Origin of the sequence: Bacillus arachidis (genome assembly GCF_030285945.1) — a bacterium.
GTDB classification, from domain to species: Bacteria; Bacillota; Bacilli; order Bacillales; family Bacillaceae_G; genus Bacillus_A; species Bacillus_A arachidis.
The window spans coordinates 487570-502833 of record NZ_CP127376.1 but is presented as its reverse complement, the minus strand read 5'-3'; the positions used below and the strand labels follow the sequence as shown (position 1 = coordinate 502833).

Below are 15264 nucleotides of genomic sequence, written 5' to 3'. Positions count from 1 at the left end.
CTCCTCTATTAAAACAGCTCCCCTCCGCCCTACGAAAAACAGAGGGAAACTTTTTTACTTACATGCTTTCATGCATTGTACGGTTAATTACATCAATTTGTTGTTCACGAGTTAATTTAATGAAGTTAACAGCGTAACCAGATACACGAATTGTTAATTGTGGATATTTTTCAGGATGTTCCATTGCATCCATTAATGTTTCACGGTTAAATACGTTAATATTTAAGTGATGTCCTTCTTTTACTGCATATCCATCTAACATAGATACTAAGTTACGAACTTGTACATCTTCTTCTTTACCAAGTGCTTTTGGAATAATTGAGAATGTATTAGAAATACCATCTTGTGCATCTTCATATGGTAATTTCGCAACAGATAATAATGATGCTAGTGCACCTTTTGTATCACGTCCGTGCATTGGGTTTGCACCTGGTGCGAATGGTTCGCCAGCGCGGCGGCCATCTGGTGTGTTACCAGTTTTCTTACCGTATACAACGTTAGATGTGATTGTTAAGATTGACATTGTATGAACAGAGTTACGATATGTTTTATGTTTACGAAGCTTGTTCATAAATGTTTTTACAAGGCTTACTGCCATTTCATCTACAAGGTCATCGTTATTACCGTATTTAGGGAAATCGCCTTCGATTTCAAAATCAACAGCAATACCATTTTCATCACGAATTGGTTTTACTTTCGCATATTTAATTGCACTTAAAGAGTCAGCTACTACAGATAATCCTGCGATACCTGTTGCCATTGTACGAAGAACTTCTGTATCATGAAGTGCCATTTCGATACGCTCATAGCTGTATTTATCATGCATGTAATGAATTACATTTAAAGTATTTAAGTAAAGGCCTGCTAACCATTCCATTGTCACATCGAATTTACGCATAACTTCTTCATAATCTAATACTTCAGAAGTAATTGGTGCATATTCAGGTCCAACTTGTGCTTTTGTTTTTTCGTCTTTACCACCGTTGATCGCATATAATAATGCTTTCGCTAAGTTTGCACGTGCTCCGAAGAATTGCATTTGTTTACCAATTCTCATTGCAGATACACAGCAAGCAATACCATAGTCATCACCATATTCTGGACGCATAATGTCATCATTTTCATATTGAATTGCAGATGTTTTGATAGACATTTTCGCACAGTAGTTTTTAAAGCCCTCTGGTAATTGTTTAGACCAAAGAACTGTTAAGTTTGGTTCTGGAGCTGGTCCTAAGTTGTCTAATGTATGCAAGAATCGGAATGAGTTTTTCGTTACTAATGGACGACCATCAAGTGAAATACCACCGATAGATTCTGTTACCCAAGTTGGATCACCAGAGAATAATTCATTATAATCAGGTGTTCTTGCGAATTTCACAAGACGTAATTTCATAATGAAGTGGTCAACAATTTCTTGTACTTCTTCTTCTGTTAATGTACCGTTTGCTAAATCTCTTTCAACATAGATATCTAAGAAAGTAGATGTACGGCCAAGACTCATTGCTGCACCGTTTTGCTCTTTAATCGCTGCAAGGTAACCAAAATATAACCATTGGAATGCTTCTTGTGTATTTGTTGCTGGTTTAGAAATATCAAAACCATGAGAAGCTGCCATTTGTTTTAATTCTTGAAGGGCACGAATTTGCTCAGATAACTCCTCGCGTAAACGAATTGTCTCTTCGCTCATTACACTGCTTGTTAAGTTTAAATCTGCTTTTTTCATTTCGATTAAACGATCAATACCGTATAATGCAACACGGCGATAGTCACCAATAATACGACCACGACCATATGCATCTGGAAGACCTGTAATAACGCCTGATTTACGAGCTGCTCTCATTTCTGGAGTATAAGCATCGAATACACCTTGGTTATGCGTTTTACGATAGTCTCTGAAAATACGGCTTAGTTCTTTGTCCATTTCGTATCCGTAAGCTTCACAAGATAGTTCTGCCATACGAACACCACCGAATGGTTGTAATGAACGTTTGAATGGTTTGTCAGTTTGGAAACCAACTACTTTTTCAATATCTTTATTTAAATATCCTGGACCATGTGATGTAATAGTAGAAACAATTTCTGTATCCATGTCAAGGACGCCGCCATTGTCACGTTCTTGTTTCGTTAACTCCATTACTTGATCCCAAAGTTGTTTCGTCGCTTCTGTTGCTTCAGTTAAGAAGGAATCATCACCTTCATAAACGTTTATGTTATTTAAAATGAAGTCGCGAACATCAATCTCTGCTCTCCACTTTTCACCTTTAAAGTTTTCCCATGCATTTTTTACATTTTCTAATACTTCAGTCATCCTAATCTCCTCCATTTTTTGATTAGTACAGGACTAAGATTTTTTATATAACAGCTTACACATTTAGAATACTACTTTTTTTAAAAAGCGAACGGAATACTTGTGACACATTTGTGAAACATTGAGCATATTACTATGTACACAGTGTTAACTGCGATTTAAACTCTTTTAAATTAAGTCTTTCCTTAACTGTATTTTTTTGGTACTCTTATAAACGAATCATATTCTGTAGTATAAAGAATCATACCCGTTTTAAACTGTAACACCCTTACCTCCTATTCTGTTATAGTTTTTTTAAAACAGAATAGAAAAAAGTGTACCTGTTTGGTACACTTTTTTTCGTAATAAATATGCATTACTTTTAATGCCTAATTTACAATAATAACAACATCAAGATGGAAAAGACTCTCTCCTACAATTTTTCTACCCAAAAAAGATGTCCCAAAATTATAGTACCTTTCTGTTTCTTCCTCCATCATGAAATCCTCCTCTAATACCTTTTACCTCCACCAATTGATCTATCCCTTCTATATGATCACCTATGATTCGTAATACAGCTGGAGGATGTCCTATTGATGAGAAATGTTGATTGGGACGAATACGATTCATTCCATCTACATCTATGCGGCTTACACATGAAATCTCAAAACCAGAGAGAATTACTTTTATTTGTGCTACACATGGGGATAATAAAGAATCATATCCAATACCTTCTAAACACTTACGACTAAATGCATTCGGAACAGCAATAAGAGAACCCACACCTAAATCCTTTCGATTACATGCAAGATTTATTGCGTATTTAAATGCTGTTACAAGATGAAGTGGAATTCGTAAATCTAAATAATGATTTAAATCATTTAATGTAACATCTTTTCCATCTGCAATTGCTTTAGCAAAGGGATATAAATCACGTGCCGGGATAATAAAATCTCCATCTATAAATAGAACAATATCGCCCTTAGCAAAATATGCTCCCATCGAACGACCTACATCATTCCCAAGCGCCTCTTCATACACAATTGTCTTTGCACCATTTTTCCTAGCAATGTTTGCCGTCTCATCTGAAGATCCATTGACAACAACAATAATCTCTAATGGCTCAATTTTACGCACTTCCTCTATAACCTTACCTATCGTGCTTTCCTCATTTTGTACAGGAATAACAATAGATAACTGTTTTCCTTTATATAATTTCGATTGTACTCCCCATCCCTGATAAAACTTTGCAAACTCTAAAGTATGATAAATGCTCTCTCTTCGTCTTTTCCCATCACAATACCCACCACGTTTATCTCGTGTTTCCATCCACTCTGCTATTGCCTCTATATGATCACCTATCATTCTTTGTTCTGAATGAGAAAGATTTGTTCCGTACGCATCATGCTCAACTGGCCGAAACTTATTTGGGGTAATTACATCTATTTGATGATGACGGCTAATCCTCCATTTGTTCTGCAATAAACGAACATGGGCTACAATCGGATTTACAAAAGCATCATACCCTATGCTCTGTGCTACCTCTCTTGTAAATGCATGAGGAACCGATAAAATGGAATCAATTTTTAAATCTTCTCTCTCCAACATTGCATTCAAGATTTGACGCCATACAGTAATAGAGTGTGGCCTTTGTTTTTTTGAAAATAATGCATCAAAATTATTTAACACCACATCTGCTTGATCATACAAAATTGGATTGAGAAATAATTGTAATTGGGAAGTTTTTATCACAAAATCCCCATCTAAAAATAATAAGACATCGCCCTTTGCACATTTCGCACCAATCGCACGTCCAACATCATTTCCAAGCGCTTCTTTATATACAAGAACTGTACACCCTAGGTTTTCAGCTATTTTATCCGTACCATCTGTACACCCATTTGCTACTACAATAATTTCTAATGGTTGTAAAAGTTGGACAGAATGAATAACATCAGTAATACTATCAATTTCATTATGAACCGGAATAATAACAGATAGTGATTTAGCCATGATATCCCTCACGAAACCACTCAATGGTTTTCTCCAATCCTTGTTCCCATGACACACTAGGTTGGAATTGTAATACTTCTTTTAATTTTGTTACATCCGGTTTTCTATTCGGGATCTCCTCAAAGCCATGTGGATATACTTTTTCAAATGGAACATGCAAGATTTCTGAAGAAGAATTCGTGAATCTTTGAACATCTTGTGCTACTTCCTGTATGCTTTTTTCATTTTCGGAGCCGATATTAATGATTTCTCCATTTACTTTCTCATCCATTGCACAAATTGTTGCTTCTACCGCATCACTTACATACGTAAAACAGCGTGTCTGCTTTCCGTCCCCATAAACAAGAATATCTTCACCTTGCAATGCCGCACGAACAAACCGTGGAATTACTCCAGCATATGGACCATCCTTTGCTCTTGGACCATAAATATTAAAATAGCGAACGATTGTGACAGGGAGCCCTTGTAACGCATACCCTAAACACAGCGTTTCTTCTAATGTTTTACAAAGTGCATAACTCCAACGTATTTTTGATGTTGAACCATATAAGCGATCACCTTCTTCTAAAAAAGGTGGTTGTCCTTTTCCGTATACTTCAGAAGTAGATGCAAAAATAACTTTCTTTTTTCCTTTTAATGCAGCTTGTAAAATATTACGCGTTCCATCAAAATTCGTTTCAATCAATTCTATACTTTTTTCCATTGTCGCTTTCACACCTAAAATGGCTGCTAAATGAAATACAACATCATGTTGACCTACCAATTCATAAATTTCACTTTTAGCTAAAATGCTAATTGGAATAATTGGAATAGACTTCATTAGCTCTATATGATATTTATTTTTCCCTTTATAAAAATTATCAACTATTGTTACTTGATGCCCTCTTTTAAGAAGTTCTTCTGCTAAATGAGATCCAATAAACCCTGCTCCACCTGTAATTAAACAACGCTTACTCATAAATTCACCTTCTTTACAGTACCTCGTGTGTCTACTACATGATGTAATCCTTCAAATAACTTCCAATCAATACTAGAATGATCTGTTAAAATTAAAACACAATCAGCTTCTTTTAATACTTTTTCTTCTAATGGAACGGACTGATAGATGATCTCTCCAATTTCTGCAGATGAAATATGAGGATCATAATATTGCACCTTATATCCCTCTTTTATTAATAACTGGATAATCGGAAGTGCAGGAGATTCTCTTAAATCATTCACATCTTTCTTATAAGCAACGCCAACAACAAAAACTGTCGCAGGAGGCCCCGTCACATCTTTCACTTTTTTTACAATTTCTCCCGGCATCTCTTCATTAATAACATGGGCTGCTTCAATCAATTGACTTGATAACCCCAGTTGGTTTATTTTCCATTGAAAATATAACGGATCAATAGGAATACAATGTCCACCAATTCCTGGCCCAGGCCAATATGGTGTGAAACCGAACGGTTTTGTCGCAGCTGCTTCAAGTGCTTCACGAAAATCCACTTTCAAATTCCCACATAATATATCCAGTTCATTCACAAGCGAAATATTAACCAAACGTTGAATATTCTCAAATAACTTGCACATCTCCGCTACCTTTGGAGAACTAACTGGAATCACTGTATCAAATACGTGACTATACAAATTTTGTATTTTTTCTCTACACTTTTCTGTTTGACCACTAATTACTTTTGGAATTGTTTGTACTGTATATTGATCATTTGCTGGATCTATTCGCTCAGGAGAATAACCAATATAATAATCTACGCCGGCCTGTTTACCTGTTTGAGAGATAATAGGAATAATAACTTCTTCTAACGTACCTGGATATGTGGAGCTTTCAAAAATGAAGGTTTGTCCTGCTTGAAGATTTTCTTTTATATAATGTGAGGCAGCGATGAGGGCAGTCAAATCTGGTTCTTTATTTTCACTAATAGGTGTTGGTACAGTAACAATGACATAGGTACTGTTTTGAAAATCTTTTATACCGTTATTCGGTGTATATGCTACTAGTTGATTATTTTGTATTAAACTCTTTAACACACTTGAAGGGACGTCGGGAATATAACTTTCCCCTTTTGTAATTAATTCTATTTTTTGTTCATCTTTATCTAATCCGATTACCGTATATCCTCTTTCAGCAAAATGAATTGCCAAAGGAAGACCTACGTACCCTAAGCCAATGATTGTTACAATGCTACTATCATCCATTTGTATTTTCTTCTTCCTTTCTCAGTTGCTGTATAATCTTTCTATTTCTTTCTCCATCGGTAAAACTGCCTCGCTCATTTGTATTTTGTAATAAATAAGAAATCGCCTCCAACTGGTCACCAAAAATACGATCAAACGCCTGAATGCGACCGTTCACAATTTCATGCTGATCAGGACGAATACGGTTTGTTTTTATTACATCTACAAATTGCACTGCTTTCATAGTAAATCCCGCTAAAATTGCCTTCATTTGAGCCAACGGTGGAATAATTAAGGAATCATATCCAATCTCTTCTATTACCTTTTTATGCATAGCATGCGGTACTGCAGTTAGTGAACTATTCCACAAATCCGGACGCTTTGCGACCAAATTCACAAAATATTTCCCCATACTAATTGGGTCAGCTGGATAAAAGGTATCTAACAAGATTTGCAAATCATTTAATGCAACATCAGTACCAGTTTCAACAGCCTCTAAAAAAGGAACGAGTTTTTTTGCTGGAATAGCAAAGTCACCATCTACAAATAAACAAATATCAGCTGTAGCATGCATCGCCCCAATCGCTCGTGCAACATTATGACCAAGCGCATTTGGAAATTGAATCACCGTAGCATGTTCCAATTCCGCTTGCCTAATCGTCTCCTGATCTGCTCCATTTGCAACAACAATAATTTCATCAACGCCGGCTTTTTTCACTTCTTTTATAACTGATCGTATCGTCATTTTTTCTTCTACGACGGGTATTATTGCACTATATTTTGCTTTCTTATTTTTTAATATCATAGGTTCATAGTTCTTTATAAAATCTCTATCCCGCTTTCCTTCAGAAAAACCTCCACGTGCACCATACATTTCAATTACATATTGTAATGCCCGTAAATGATCTCCCATAATACGACTTGTAGCTTTTGGAAAAGGAGAACTCGGAGAAGCCCCAGTATGAACAGGACGAATTTTATTTGTATGAATAACATCGACTGATGCAGTATCAACAATACAGATCCCTTTCGATATAACCATTGCTTGAAATAATGCTGGGTCCGCTAAATTCCACCATCCAATTTGTTCTATTACTTCTCGCTTCATTGCATGAGGGATTGCAATTAAAGAACCTATAACTAACTCTTTTCGATTTAAATAACGATTAAGCATATATTTTCCAACTGTTGTATAATGAGGACGCATCTTTAAATACACAGACCAGTTTAAATTGTTCACGATGATTTGATGTCCCTGCTTAATTCCTTTCACAAAACACTGTAAATCATAATTACTGATTACAATGTCACCATCTAAAAACAATACAATTTCTCCTATTGCTTCTCTAGCGCCAATTGCTCGTCCTACATCATTACCTAATGAATGTTTATAATGAATTACATGACATTCATAATCTAATGCAATTTCCTTCGTCCGATCTGTTGACCCATTATCTACGACAATAATCTCATATGGATGCAATTTCTTTACTTCTTCTAAAACTGCTCCAAGCGTTTCAGCTTCATTATGCGTAGGAATAATAACCGATATCCTCATAACTTGTCCTCCTTAGCTCTCCAAACGAACATACGCAATAACTGGAATCCGTACAAGCACATCTTCTGGTGGACCATAAGATGGAGACGTACGTACAATTACCACCCCATCTGTTACTGATAAAAGAATTCCCGCTACCACTTCTACAACTGTTACAACTTGCACAAGTTCTCCAACATGTTTACGTAACTCATTGACAAATAACATAAAGAACTCTCCTTTCTTATATTTCATAAATTGAGATAATACTTGTAAATGGTAATAAAACTGTCGTCCCTATACTTTCTTGAAGCGTCAGGAAATCATCCCCTACTTCTATAATCACACCCGTTAACTGACCAACCGTTGTCACTATTTCTACCTCTTTTCCTAAGAGTTGTTCAGCGATTTCTTTAAAAGGTGAAGTCGCACATTCTTTTAAAATCGCGCAAATAATAGATTGAAATTTATTTGATTCTATTATTTCTTCCGTAGCTTGCTTAGAGCTTCTCTGAATAAATTCCGAAAATTTTCTCGAAAATAAAATCTTTTCAAGGGCAGGCACTAGCTTACGATCTAAAAGACAATCCAATTGTCTATTAAAAATCGTCTCTAACCTCTTCCAATATCCTGTAAATAGACACATATTTTTTTCCTCCTACTAATGTTAGATTTTATAGGTATTAAATATATACATTTCAATATATACAATTACTATTTTATTGTGATAGATAAATAGTACATTTTATAGAAAAAAGTAGATGAGGAATCATCTACTTTTTCTATAAATATCTTCTTTCTCGATTCACATGAAAAAAAGACCATCTCAAAAGATAGTCTTTTACACTTCAATATGCTGTAACATCGTATAAATATCATTATTCAAAGAGCCAAATGATTTAATGTTATTTTGAATATTAGATAATAAAATAACATATACATTGCCACTTCTACTAAATCCATTTAAACAATTCCACCCTGGCATTACACCGTGATTAGAGTAGCTTCCAGGGTTTACATACCATCCAAATCCATAATCTTTTTTAAATGTTGTAAACATTTGATCATAGCTCTCTTTGGATATTAGCTTACCAGAAAATAGTGCTTCATTAAATAAATATAAATCATTTGCACTCGTATATATATCGCCATTCCCATATAATTGTGACATGCTAGGAATAGGAGGTACTGTCATATTATTATTTACAACCTTATAACCCGTAGAAGGATACTTTGTTTTCTCTAATTCAGTACCAAAGCCTGAATTTTTCATGCCCACAACATCAAAAATATGTTGTTTAATGTATTCTTCTAACGGTTGCCCACTAACTTTCTCAACGATGTAACCAAGTATTGAATAGTTTGAATCCGAATACTTCCATTTTTCACCTGGGTTAAACAAACGTTTTTGCTGTCCAATTCGCTTCAACAATTCCTCATGAGAAATATCATCTGTCCCTGTCTCATATTCAGGAATTCCAGATGTGTGTGTCAATAGATGAACCAGCTTGATTTCTCCACCTCTTGGAAAATCAGGAATATATTTCGCTACCGTATCCTCTGGTTGAATTTTCTTTTGATCTTTCAGCTGCATAATTGCTGTTGCTACAAATGCTTTTGAAATCGAACCGATGTAAAATGTTGTTTCTGCATTATTTGGTATATTTTTTTCTCGATTTGCCAGCCCATACCCTTTATTCAGGAGTACTTTTCCATTTTTTACAACAACTGCTGTTCCACTAAAACCTTTGCTCTTTAAATACTCATCTAACTCAGCATTCTCATTAATTTCTTGTGGGGGGCCTTCGGCTGATTGTTCCGCCGCCTTAGCTTGCTCCGGCACTTTTGGAAGCTGTTCTGGCTGTTTTTGTACCGTTTCTTTCTTTACTTCTGTAGTTGCTTTTGAGGCATTCTCTTTCTTACTATGTGAAGTGATTTTTGTATACCCTAAATATACAAGTGAAAACAATACAAAGAAAATGGCTGTTCTTTTTATATATGTAATCGGTCCACGTCTACGTCTACGACTACGACGAGCCACCATACTGACACTATCCTTTTCTTCATTCATGGTTGCTTTCCCCTTATTTACCAATAATTTAATCAATTTATAAAAATATGCTCCCTAGTTTTCCCTAACTAATGGAAATTTCATTTTATATCATCCTTACTTTATCATGTGCCGAACGTATTACCAACCAATATGTACAAAAAAGAAAAAGAATATTTTCAAAGGTAAGATTCCGGATAAACTTCTCATAAAAAAAGAGGATGTCCTCAAAAAGATCAATTTTACCGATCTTTTTGAACATCCTCTTTCACAATCATTTATACGTGTTTTTTCATATCATCAGCTACAGACTCAACGTTTGTACCTACGATAACCTGTACGCTTGTATTACTTAACTTCATAACACCTTTTGCACCGGCACGTTTTAATGCTGGTTCATTTACTAAGTTTGCATCTTTTACTTGTATGCGTAAACGAGTCGCACAGTTATCAATGACTGTTAAATTGTCTTTTCCACCTAAAGCTGCTACGTAAGTTTCACCAATCGATCCTGCAACTGGTGCATCATCTTCTGCCACTAACTCTTCATCGTCTTCACGACCTGGAGTTTTCAAATTAAATTTCTTGATTAGGAAATAGAATACCACGAAGTAAATTACTGCATAAATTAAACCAATTCCCGCTAATAATAACGGTTTTGTTGCAATACCTAAGTTTAAGAAATAATCAATCGCACCGGCGCTAAATGAGAAACCATCATGAATGCCAAGTGTTGTTGTAACAAATAAAGAAATACCCGTTAATATAGCATGGATACCATATAATACTGGTGATAAGAACATGAATGAAAATTCAATTGGTTCTGTAATACCAGTTAAGAATGAAGTTAATGCAAGTCCACCTAACATACCTGTAACCATTTTACGTTTTTCCGGTTTCGCAGCTGCAATCATTGCAAAACATGCTGCTGGTAAACCAAACATCATGATTGGGAAGAAACCAGTCATAAACATACCTGCTGATGGATCTTGCGCAAAGAAACGTGCAATATCACCATGAACAACATCACCTGCTGCATTTGTAAAGTCACCAAGTACAAACCAGAAATATGTGTTCATTACGTGGTGTAAACCAATTGGAATCAATAGACGGTTTAATAAACCGAATAGTCCAGCGCCAATCGCACCTAAGTTTACAATACCGTGTGCTACCGCATCAATACCACTTTGAATTGTTGGCCAAATTTGACCGAATACTAATCCTAAAAGAAGCATGACAACAGAAGTAATAATTGGTACAAAACGTTTTCCCGCAAAGAACCCTAACCATTCTGGCAATTTAATTTTATAGAATTTGTTATATAATAACCCGGCAACAACCCCAGCAATAATACCGCCAAGTATAGCCATATTTATCTTCGGCGTTAAAGTCGCTGCTTTTGAAACTTTTGTCATTGTATCCGCTAACTTACTTGGATCAACTGTTCCTAATAAATCTTGAACACTTTTTAATTTATCATTTAATTCTGCTGTTGAATAACCAATACTTAAAGTATTCGTTGTATTCTTCATAACTAGATAACCAATCGCACCTGCAAGACCTGCGGCACCACTACCATCAACAGACAAACCGATTGCAACACCAATTGCAAAAATAAGTGCTAAGTTATCAAAAATTGCTGCACCGGCCTGTGCCATAACAGGAATATCAAATACGTCTGGTTGACCTAAACGAAGCAACAGTCCTGCTGCTGGCAGTACTGCGATTGGAAGCATTAACGCTTTACCAATGCGTTGTAAAAACTGCAACATTGTAATTCCCCCTATTCAATTTATGAAATCGTTATCATTAATAAGTATGATTTAGAAAACGCTTTCTATTACATAATCATGATAACATATAGTTGTATAGATGTGTAGTTTTTATTTTTGAACTTTTTATAGATATCTTTTCTATTGCCAAACTGTTATATAAAAGGAAAATTCTCCGTTCTAATAACGAATATGATTAAAAACTAGGCAGCCGGAACCTATGTATCCATTTTGATTGTTTAATATATAAGCCGTTGCTATGTAGAACAAATGATGACCTGCACTCGTTCTCAGAGGCTCTAACTGCTTCTCTACCACCTAAAAAGAAAGATTTTATTCCTGTTTTGCAATTTTTATTTAAAATGGAAGTTTCATTTTATCATTCCACTTTTTCATGTTATTATTTATTTCCAAGTTTATAGGGAACAGTAAACTTAGTGAAAAAGGAACAGGAGCGTTGGTATTATGCAGTGTATCGAGACAAATAACTTACAACAACTGTTAGATCAAGTAAAACCATATACAAAAAAAGGTAAACTTGCTACTTATATCCCCGAACTAGGAAATGCAAATCCAGATGATTTAGGGATTGCTATCTACCATAGAGAGACAGAATATATCCATGCTGGTAACTCACAAACACTCTTCACCCTTCAAAGTATTTCAAAAGTAATCACACTTGCACTCGCTCTTTTAGATCGTGGTGAAGAATATGTATTCTCTAAAGTTGGGATGGAACCCACTGGGGACCCATTTAATTCTATTATTAAGCTAGAAACAACTAGCCCTTCTAAACCTCTTAATCCAATGATTAACGCGGGTGCATTAGCTATTACAAGTATGCTTACAGGAGATAGTAATGAAGAAAAGATGGAACGGATTCTCCGCTTTGTACGTGATATTACAGATAATCCTACAATTAATTACTCTTCAAAAGTAGCCATCTCTGAACTAGAAACAGCTTACTTAAATCGTTCTCTTTGCTACTACATGAAGCAAAACGGCATCATTGATGGTAATATCGAAGAATTAATGGATTTATATACACGTCAATGTGCTATCCAGGTAAACTGTATTGATTTAGCACGTATTGGCTTAATCTTCGCAATGGATGGCTACGATCCATATAAGAAAAAACAAATTATTCCAAAACATATAACAAAGATTTGCAAAACATTTATGGTAACATGTGGCATGTATAACGAATCTGGTGAATTTGCAATTCGCGTTGGTATTCCTGCAAAAAGTGGTGTAGCTGGTGGTATTTTCGGATGCGTAAAAGGCGAAATGGGAATCGGTATTTTTGGACCGGCTTTAGATGCAAATGGAAATAGTATCGCTGGTTTTAAAATTCTTGAACTTCTTTCCGCTCAAGAAGGCTGGAGTATTTTTTAAATATGAAGTTATCCTGTTCGCTTTTGGCAGGATAACTTTTTTTATTATGCATATTTCTCCCCCCCTCCCGAATAATATAGTACAACCTAACGCTATTCGGTGGAGGTGTAAAAAATGAAACTTATTTTTCAAATGGAGGACCAGCCTGTCCTAGAAAAAACCATTCTTCTTTTTATACTCAGTATTGTAGAAAGCTTAAAATTAAAAGTTGTTTCCCCCGATGAAGCTTATCGATACATATTCAATTTAGAAGTATTAGAATTACTAATGGATCGAAATATTGATGATCAAGTGCTAGAGCTTATTCATTTTGGAATGGGGCTTGAAGACATTCATCATGTCCTCCCGGAAGAACTTGAACCAAGTATTGAGGAATTAAAATGGCGTTGTATCCAAGTTCTAGGGGAATATGGCATGTATGAAGAATCAAAGCAATTAATTGAGGACATACGCTAAAAAGCACCTATATAGGTGCTTTAATGTTTTTTCAAACTATTTTTGTACGTTTCAATATTAACTGGTAATTCTTCCTCTTCTAACGTATGCTCATTTACATCCTTATGAATAAATGCCCCTTTAGGCGGCTGATGATCATGACCTTTTTTCTTATGATCAAATGCTTTACCACGTCCCATACTTATCCCCCTTTCTTTAAAAGAAATCAATGTTAGTATGAAGAAAAACATATCGATATATGCAGTATTTTGTTGTATTTCCGAGGAAATATGCGAATATTGTTTTCCAATCTCCTCTCACATCAATTGATCAATTCCGATAAGAATGAGTAAAATGCCAACAATAATCGTTGCCCATTTCCCTAAGTATTCCGCTAAAAACCTCTTCCCTACATATGAAAAACCACTAATACAAGCGAAGCTAAAAACTCCAGAAACAATTGCAGTCCACCAAAGATTCAAATTTGTTATTCCTGCATCAAATCCTCCTGCAATATTATTAATTGATAATGCGCCCCTAATACAAGTGCTTCGGAAAGGCTAATTGTTTTAGAACCATCGAAATCAGCATTCTCCGGATTACGCAGTACCCTCATAAACATATTCCCTTTCTTCTTATGCGTATCATCTTGTTTATTTAATACTGGCTGACATAAAGCAAATACTCCAATTACACTAAGTACAATTGCTCCAATTAGATTTGCATTGAACTACCCCCACCTACCGTTACACGCTTGAGGTAAGGGTCTTCTCGCTAAATATGATAAAATCTGAAATGAATAATGCAATCCAATTGGCTATTTAGACGATGCAATTGCATTGAATTTAGCAAAAGAAAAATTAGCTGATATAAAGAAGAAAACTTAGATGGCTTTATTGAAGACAAAAGGGCTATTCCAAAATTTCTAGTTTCACTAGTATTTGAAATAGTTCTTTTCTAAAAAAAATCGTACAAACATCAAAGTTTGTACGATTCCACGACAGGTACTTTTTATATTACACGATGAATCTTATCTTTTTCTGATGAAAACCTTAATTTTTCTTATTTTTGTGTATGACGCCATTCGTATTTAAAAGCAGTAATAACTTTCGTAAACTCAACTAACTGGCTAATTTTTAAATTAGGATATTACAAAAAAATGGTAATTTTTGTGCTACAATAAGGATATTAAATAATAGAGAGGGCTGAGTACATGATGAAAGATAAACGACTAAAGCGCCTATATTATCTATATCTTTTCCCTGCAATCCTATGCATAATGTTTTTTCTCAATAGCGACATGAATAGCCTTCCGTACGCTAAATTAATAGGTACAATTAGCGGCTGTATCGCAGCGATTATGCTTGCTGCTTTTTGGACGGTGAAACTAAAAATAAAAAGAGAGCAGTCCTCTTAGCCAAGATGTATTTTTCAGAAAAAAACGAGCTATCTATTAGATTAGAGCTCGTTTTTTCTTTTGATTTTATCCTACCATTCTCTACATATATGACCTCGTATAACGCAATTCCTCGCATACGTAAAGTAAAACGTTAATTAGTGAGGACTTTACTGATTATGAGCCCTCACTAATCAAGCT

13 protein-coding genes and 2 pseudogenes are annotated in these 15264 nt (G+C 35.2%); 4 read left to right on the top strand and 11 right to left on the bottom strand.

What is annotated here, in order from left to right:
- Nucleotides 1–58 precede the first annotated feature (58 nt).
- The 9 genes from pflB to nagE form a co-directional block, all read right to left on the bottom strand.
- Nucleotides 59–2308 (bottom strand): formate C-acetyltransferase, encoded by a 2250-nt coding sequence (gene pflB / locus QRY57_RS04240; protein WP_026592516.1) that lies wholly within the window; start codon nt 2306–2308, stop codon nt 59–61.
- 447 nt (nt 2309–2755) lie between these two features.
- A complete protein-coding gene (locus QRY57_RS04235; RefSeq protein WP_026592515.1) occupies nt 2756–4300 on the bottom strand; it encodes a glycosyltransferase family 2 protein in 1545 nt (514 codons plus the stop codon).
- On the bottom strand, nt 4293–5258 hold the full coding sequence (locus tag QRY57_RS04230; RefSeq protein WP_286016737.1) for a UDP-N-acetyl-alpha-D-glucosaminuronate decarboxylase: 966 nt from the start codon (nt 5256–5258) through the stop codon (nt 4293–4295). The genes QRY57_RS04235 and QRY57_RS04230 overlap by 8 nt, the downstream gene beginning before the upstream one ends.
- Entirely contained in the window at nt 5255–6499 is a 1245-nt protein-coding gene (locus tag QRY57_RS04225; protein ID WP_286016736.1) for a nucleotide sugar dehydrogenase, read from the bottom strand. The genes QRY57_RS04230 and QRY57_RS04225 overlap by 4 nt, the downstream gene beginning before the upstream one ends.
- Nucleotides 6492–8036 carry a glycosyltransferase family 2 protein gene (locus QRY57_RS04220; protein WP_286016735.1) on the bottom strand — a complete coding sequence of 515 codons (1545 nt, stop codon included), beginning with the start codon at nt 8034–8036 and terminating at the stop codon, nt 6492–6494. The genes QRY57_RS04225 and QRY57_RS04220 overlap by 8 nt, the downstream gene beginning before the upstream one ends.
- 12 nt (nt 8037–8048) lie before the next feature.
- Nucleotides 8049–8243, bottom strand: coding sequence for a hypothetical protein (locus QRY57_RS04215; RefSeq protein WP_026592511.1), 195 nt, complete (start codon nt 8241–8243; stop codon nt 8049–8051).
- Nucleotides 8244–8259: 16 nt separating this feature from the next.
- On the bottom strand, nt 8260–8661 hold the full coding sequence (locus QRY57_RS04210) for a DUF2642 domain-containing protein (RefSeq protein ID WP_286016734.1): 402 nt from the start codon (nt 8659–8661) through the stop codon (nt 8260–8262).
- A 195-nt stretch (nt 8662–8856) separates the two neighbouring features.
- Nucleotides 8857–10086 (bottom strand): serine hydrolase domain-containing protein, encoded by a 1230-nt coding sequence (locus QRY57_RS04205; protein WP_286016733.1) that lies wholly within the window; start codon nt 10084–10086, stop codon nt 8857–8859.
- A gap of 257 nt (nt 10087–10343) precedes the next feature.
- Nucleotides 10344–11837, bottom strand: a complete 1494-nt coding sequence (gene nagE / locus QRY57_RS04200; protein ID WP_286016732.1) for an N-acetylglucosamine-specific PTS transporter subunit IIBC — start codon at nt 11835–11837, stop codon at nt 10344–10346.
- A gap of 465 nt (nt 11838–12302) precedes the next feature.
- Between nagE and glsA the strand changes: the two genes are divergently transcribed.
- Complete coding sequence (glsA, locus tag QRY57_RS04195; RefSeq protein ID WP_098302067.1) at nt 12303–13232, top strand: glutaminase A; 930 nt, start codon at nt 12303–12305, stop codon at nt 13230–13232.
- A gap of 114 nt (nt 13233–13346) precedes the next feature.
- Nucleotides 13347–13688, top strand: a complete 342-nt coding sequence (locus tag QRY57_RS04190; protein WP_026592506.1) for a DUF3969 family protein — start codon at nt 13347–13349, stop codon at nt 13686–13688.
- A gap of 20 nt (nt 13689–13708) precedes the next feature.
- Here QRY57_RS04190 and QRY57_RS04185 read toward each other — a convergent pair whose 3' ends face one another.
- The gene (locus QRY57_RS04185) at nt 13709–13867 is read right to left on the bottom strand and encodes a hypothetical protein (protein WP_000532411.1); all 159 of its coding nucleotides are present in this window, start codon (nt 13865–13867) and stop codon (nt 13709–13711) included.
- Nucleotides 13868–13984: 117 nt separating this feature from the next.
- Nucleotides 13985–14397 (bottom strand): annotated as a pseudogene (locus tag QRY57_RS04180) (manganese efflux pump); the annotation flags it as partial.
- Nucleotides 14398–14476: 79 nt separating this feature from the next.
- Between QRY57_RS04180 and QRY57_RS04175 the strand changes: the two are divergent.
- A pseudogene (locus tag QRY57_RS04175) lies at nt 14477–14554 on the top strand (DNA-binding protein); the annotation flags it as partial.
- A gap of 326 nt (nt 14555–14880) precedes the next feature.
- A complete protein-coding gene (locus QRY57_RS04170; RefSeq protein ID WP_090693626.1) occupies nt 14881–15084 on the top strand; it encodes a hypothetical protein in 204 nt (67 codons plus the stop codon).
- The last annotated feature ends 180 nt before the right edge of the window (nt 15085–15264 follow it).

Excerpts from the sequence above, each read along its gene's own strand:
- pflB (WP_026592516.1), bottom strand. The coding sequence starts at position 2,308 with ATGACTGAAGTATTAGAAAATGTAAAAAATGCATGGGAAAACTTTAAA.
- QRY57_RS04225 (WP_286016736.1), bottom strand. The coding sequence starts at position 6,499 with ATGGATGATAGTAGCATTGTAACAATCATTGGCTTAGGGTACGTAGGT.
- QRY57_RS04185 (WP_000532411.1), bottom strand. The coding sequence starts at position 13,867 with ATGGGACGTGGTAAAGCATTTGATCATAAGAAAAAAGGTCATGATCAT.
- QRY57_RS04235 (WP_026592515.1), bottom strand. The coding sequence starts at position 4,300 with ATGGCTAAATCACTATCTGTTATTATTCCGGTTCATAATGAAATTGAT.
- QRY57_RS04230 (WP_286016737.1), bottom strand. The coding sequence starts at position 5,258 with ATGAGTAAGCGTTGTTTAATTACAGGTGGAGCAGGGTTTATTGGATCT.
- QRY57_RS04220 (WP_286016735.1), bottom strand. The coding sequence starts at position 8,036 with ATGAGGATATCGGTTATTATTCCTACGCATAATGAAGCTGAAACGCTT.
- QRY57_RS04190 (WP_026592506.1), top strand. The coding sequence starts at position 13,347 with ATGAAACTTATTTTTCAAATGGAGGACCAGCCTGTCCTAGAAAAAACC.
- glsA (WP_098302067.1), top strand. The coding sequence starts at position 12,303 with ATGCAGTGTATCGAGACAAATAACTTACAACAACTGTTAGATCAAGTA.
- QRY57_RS04215 (WP_026592511.1), bottom strand. The coding sequence starts at position 8,243 with ATGTTATTTGTCAATGAGTTACGTAAACATGTTGGAGAACTTGTGCAA.
- nagE (WP_286016732.1), bottom strand. The coding sequence starts at position 11,837 with ATGTTGCAGTTTTTACAACGCATTGGTAAAGCGTTAATGCTTCCAATC.
- QRY57_RS04210 (WP_286016734.1), bottom strand. The coding sequence starts at position 8,661 with ATGTGTCTATTTACAGGATATTGGAAGAGGTTAGAGACGATTTTTAAT.
- QRY57_RS04170 (WP_090693626.1), top strand. The coding sequence starts at position 14,881 with ATGATGAAAGATAAACGACTAAAGCGCCTATATTATCTATATCTTTTC.
- QRY57_RS04205 (WP_286016733.1), bottom strand. The coding sequence starts at position 10,086 with ATGAATGAAGAAAAGGATAGTGTCAGTATGGTGGCTCGTCGTAGTCGT.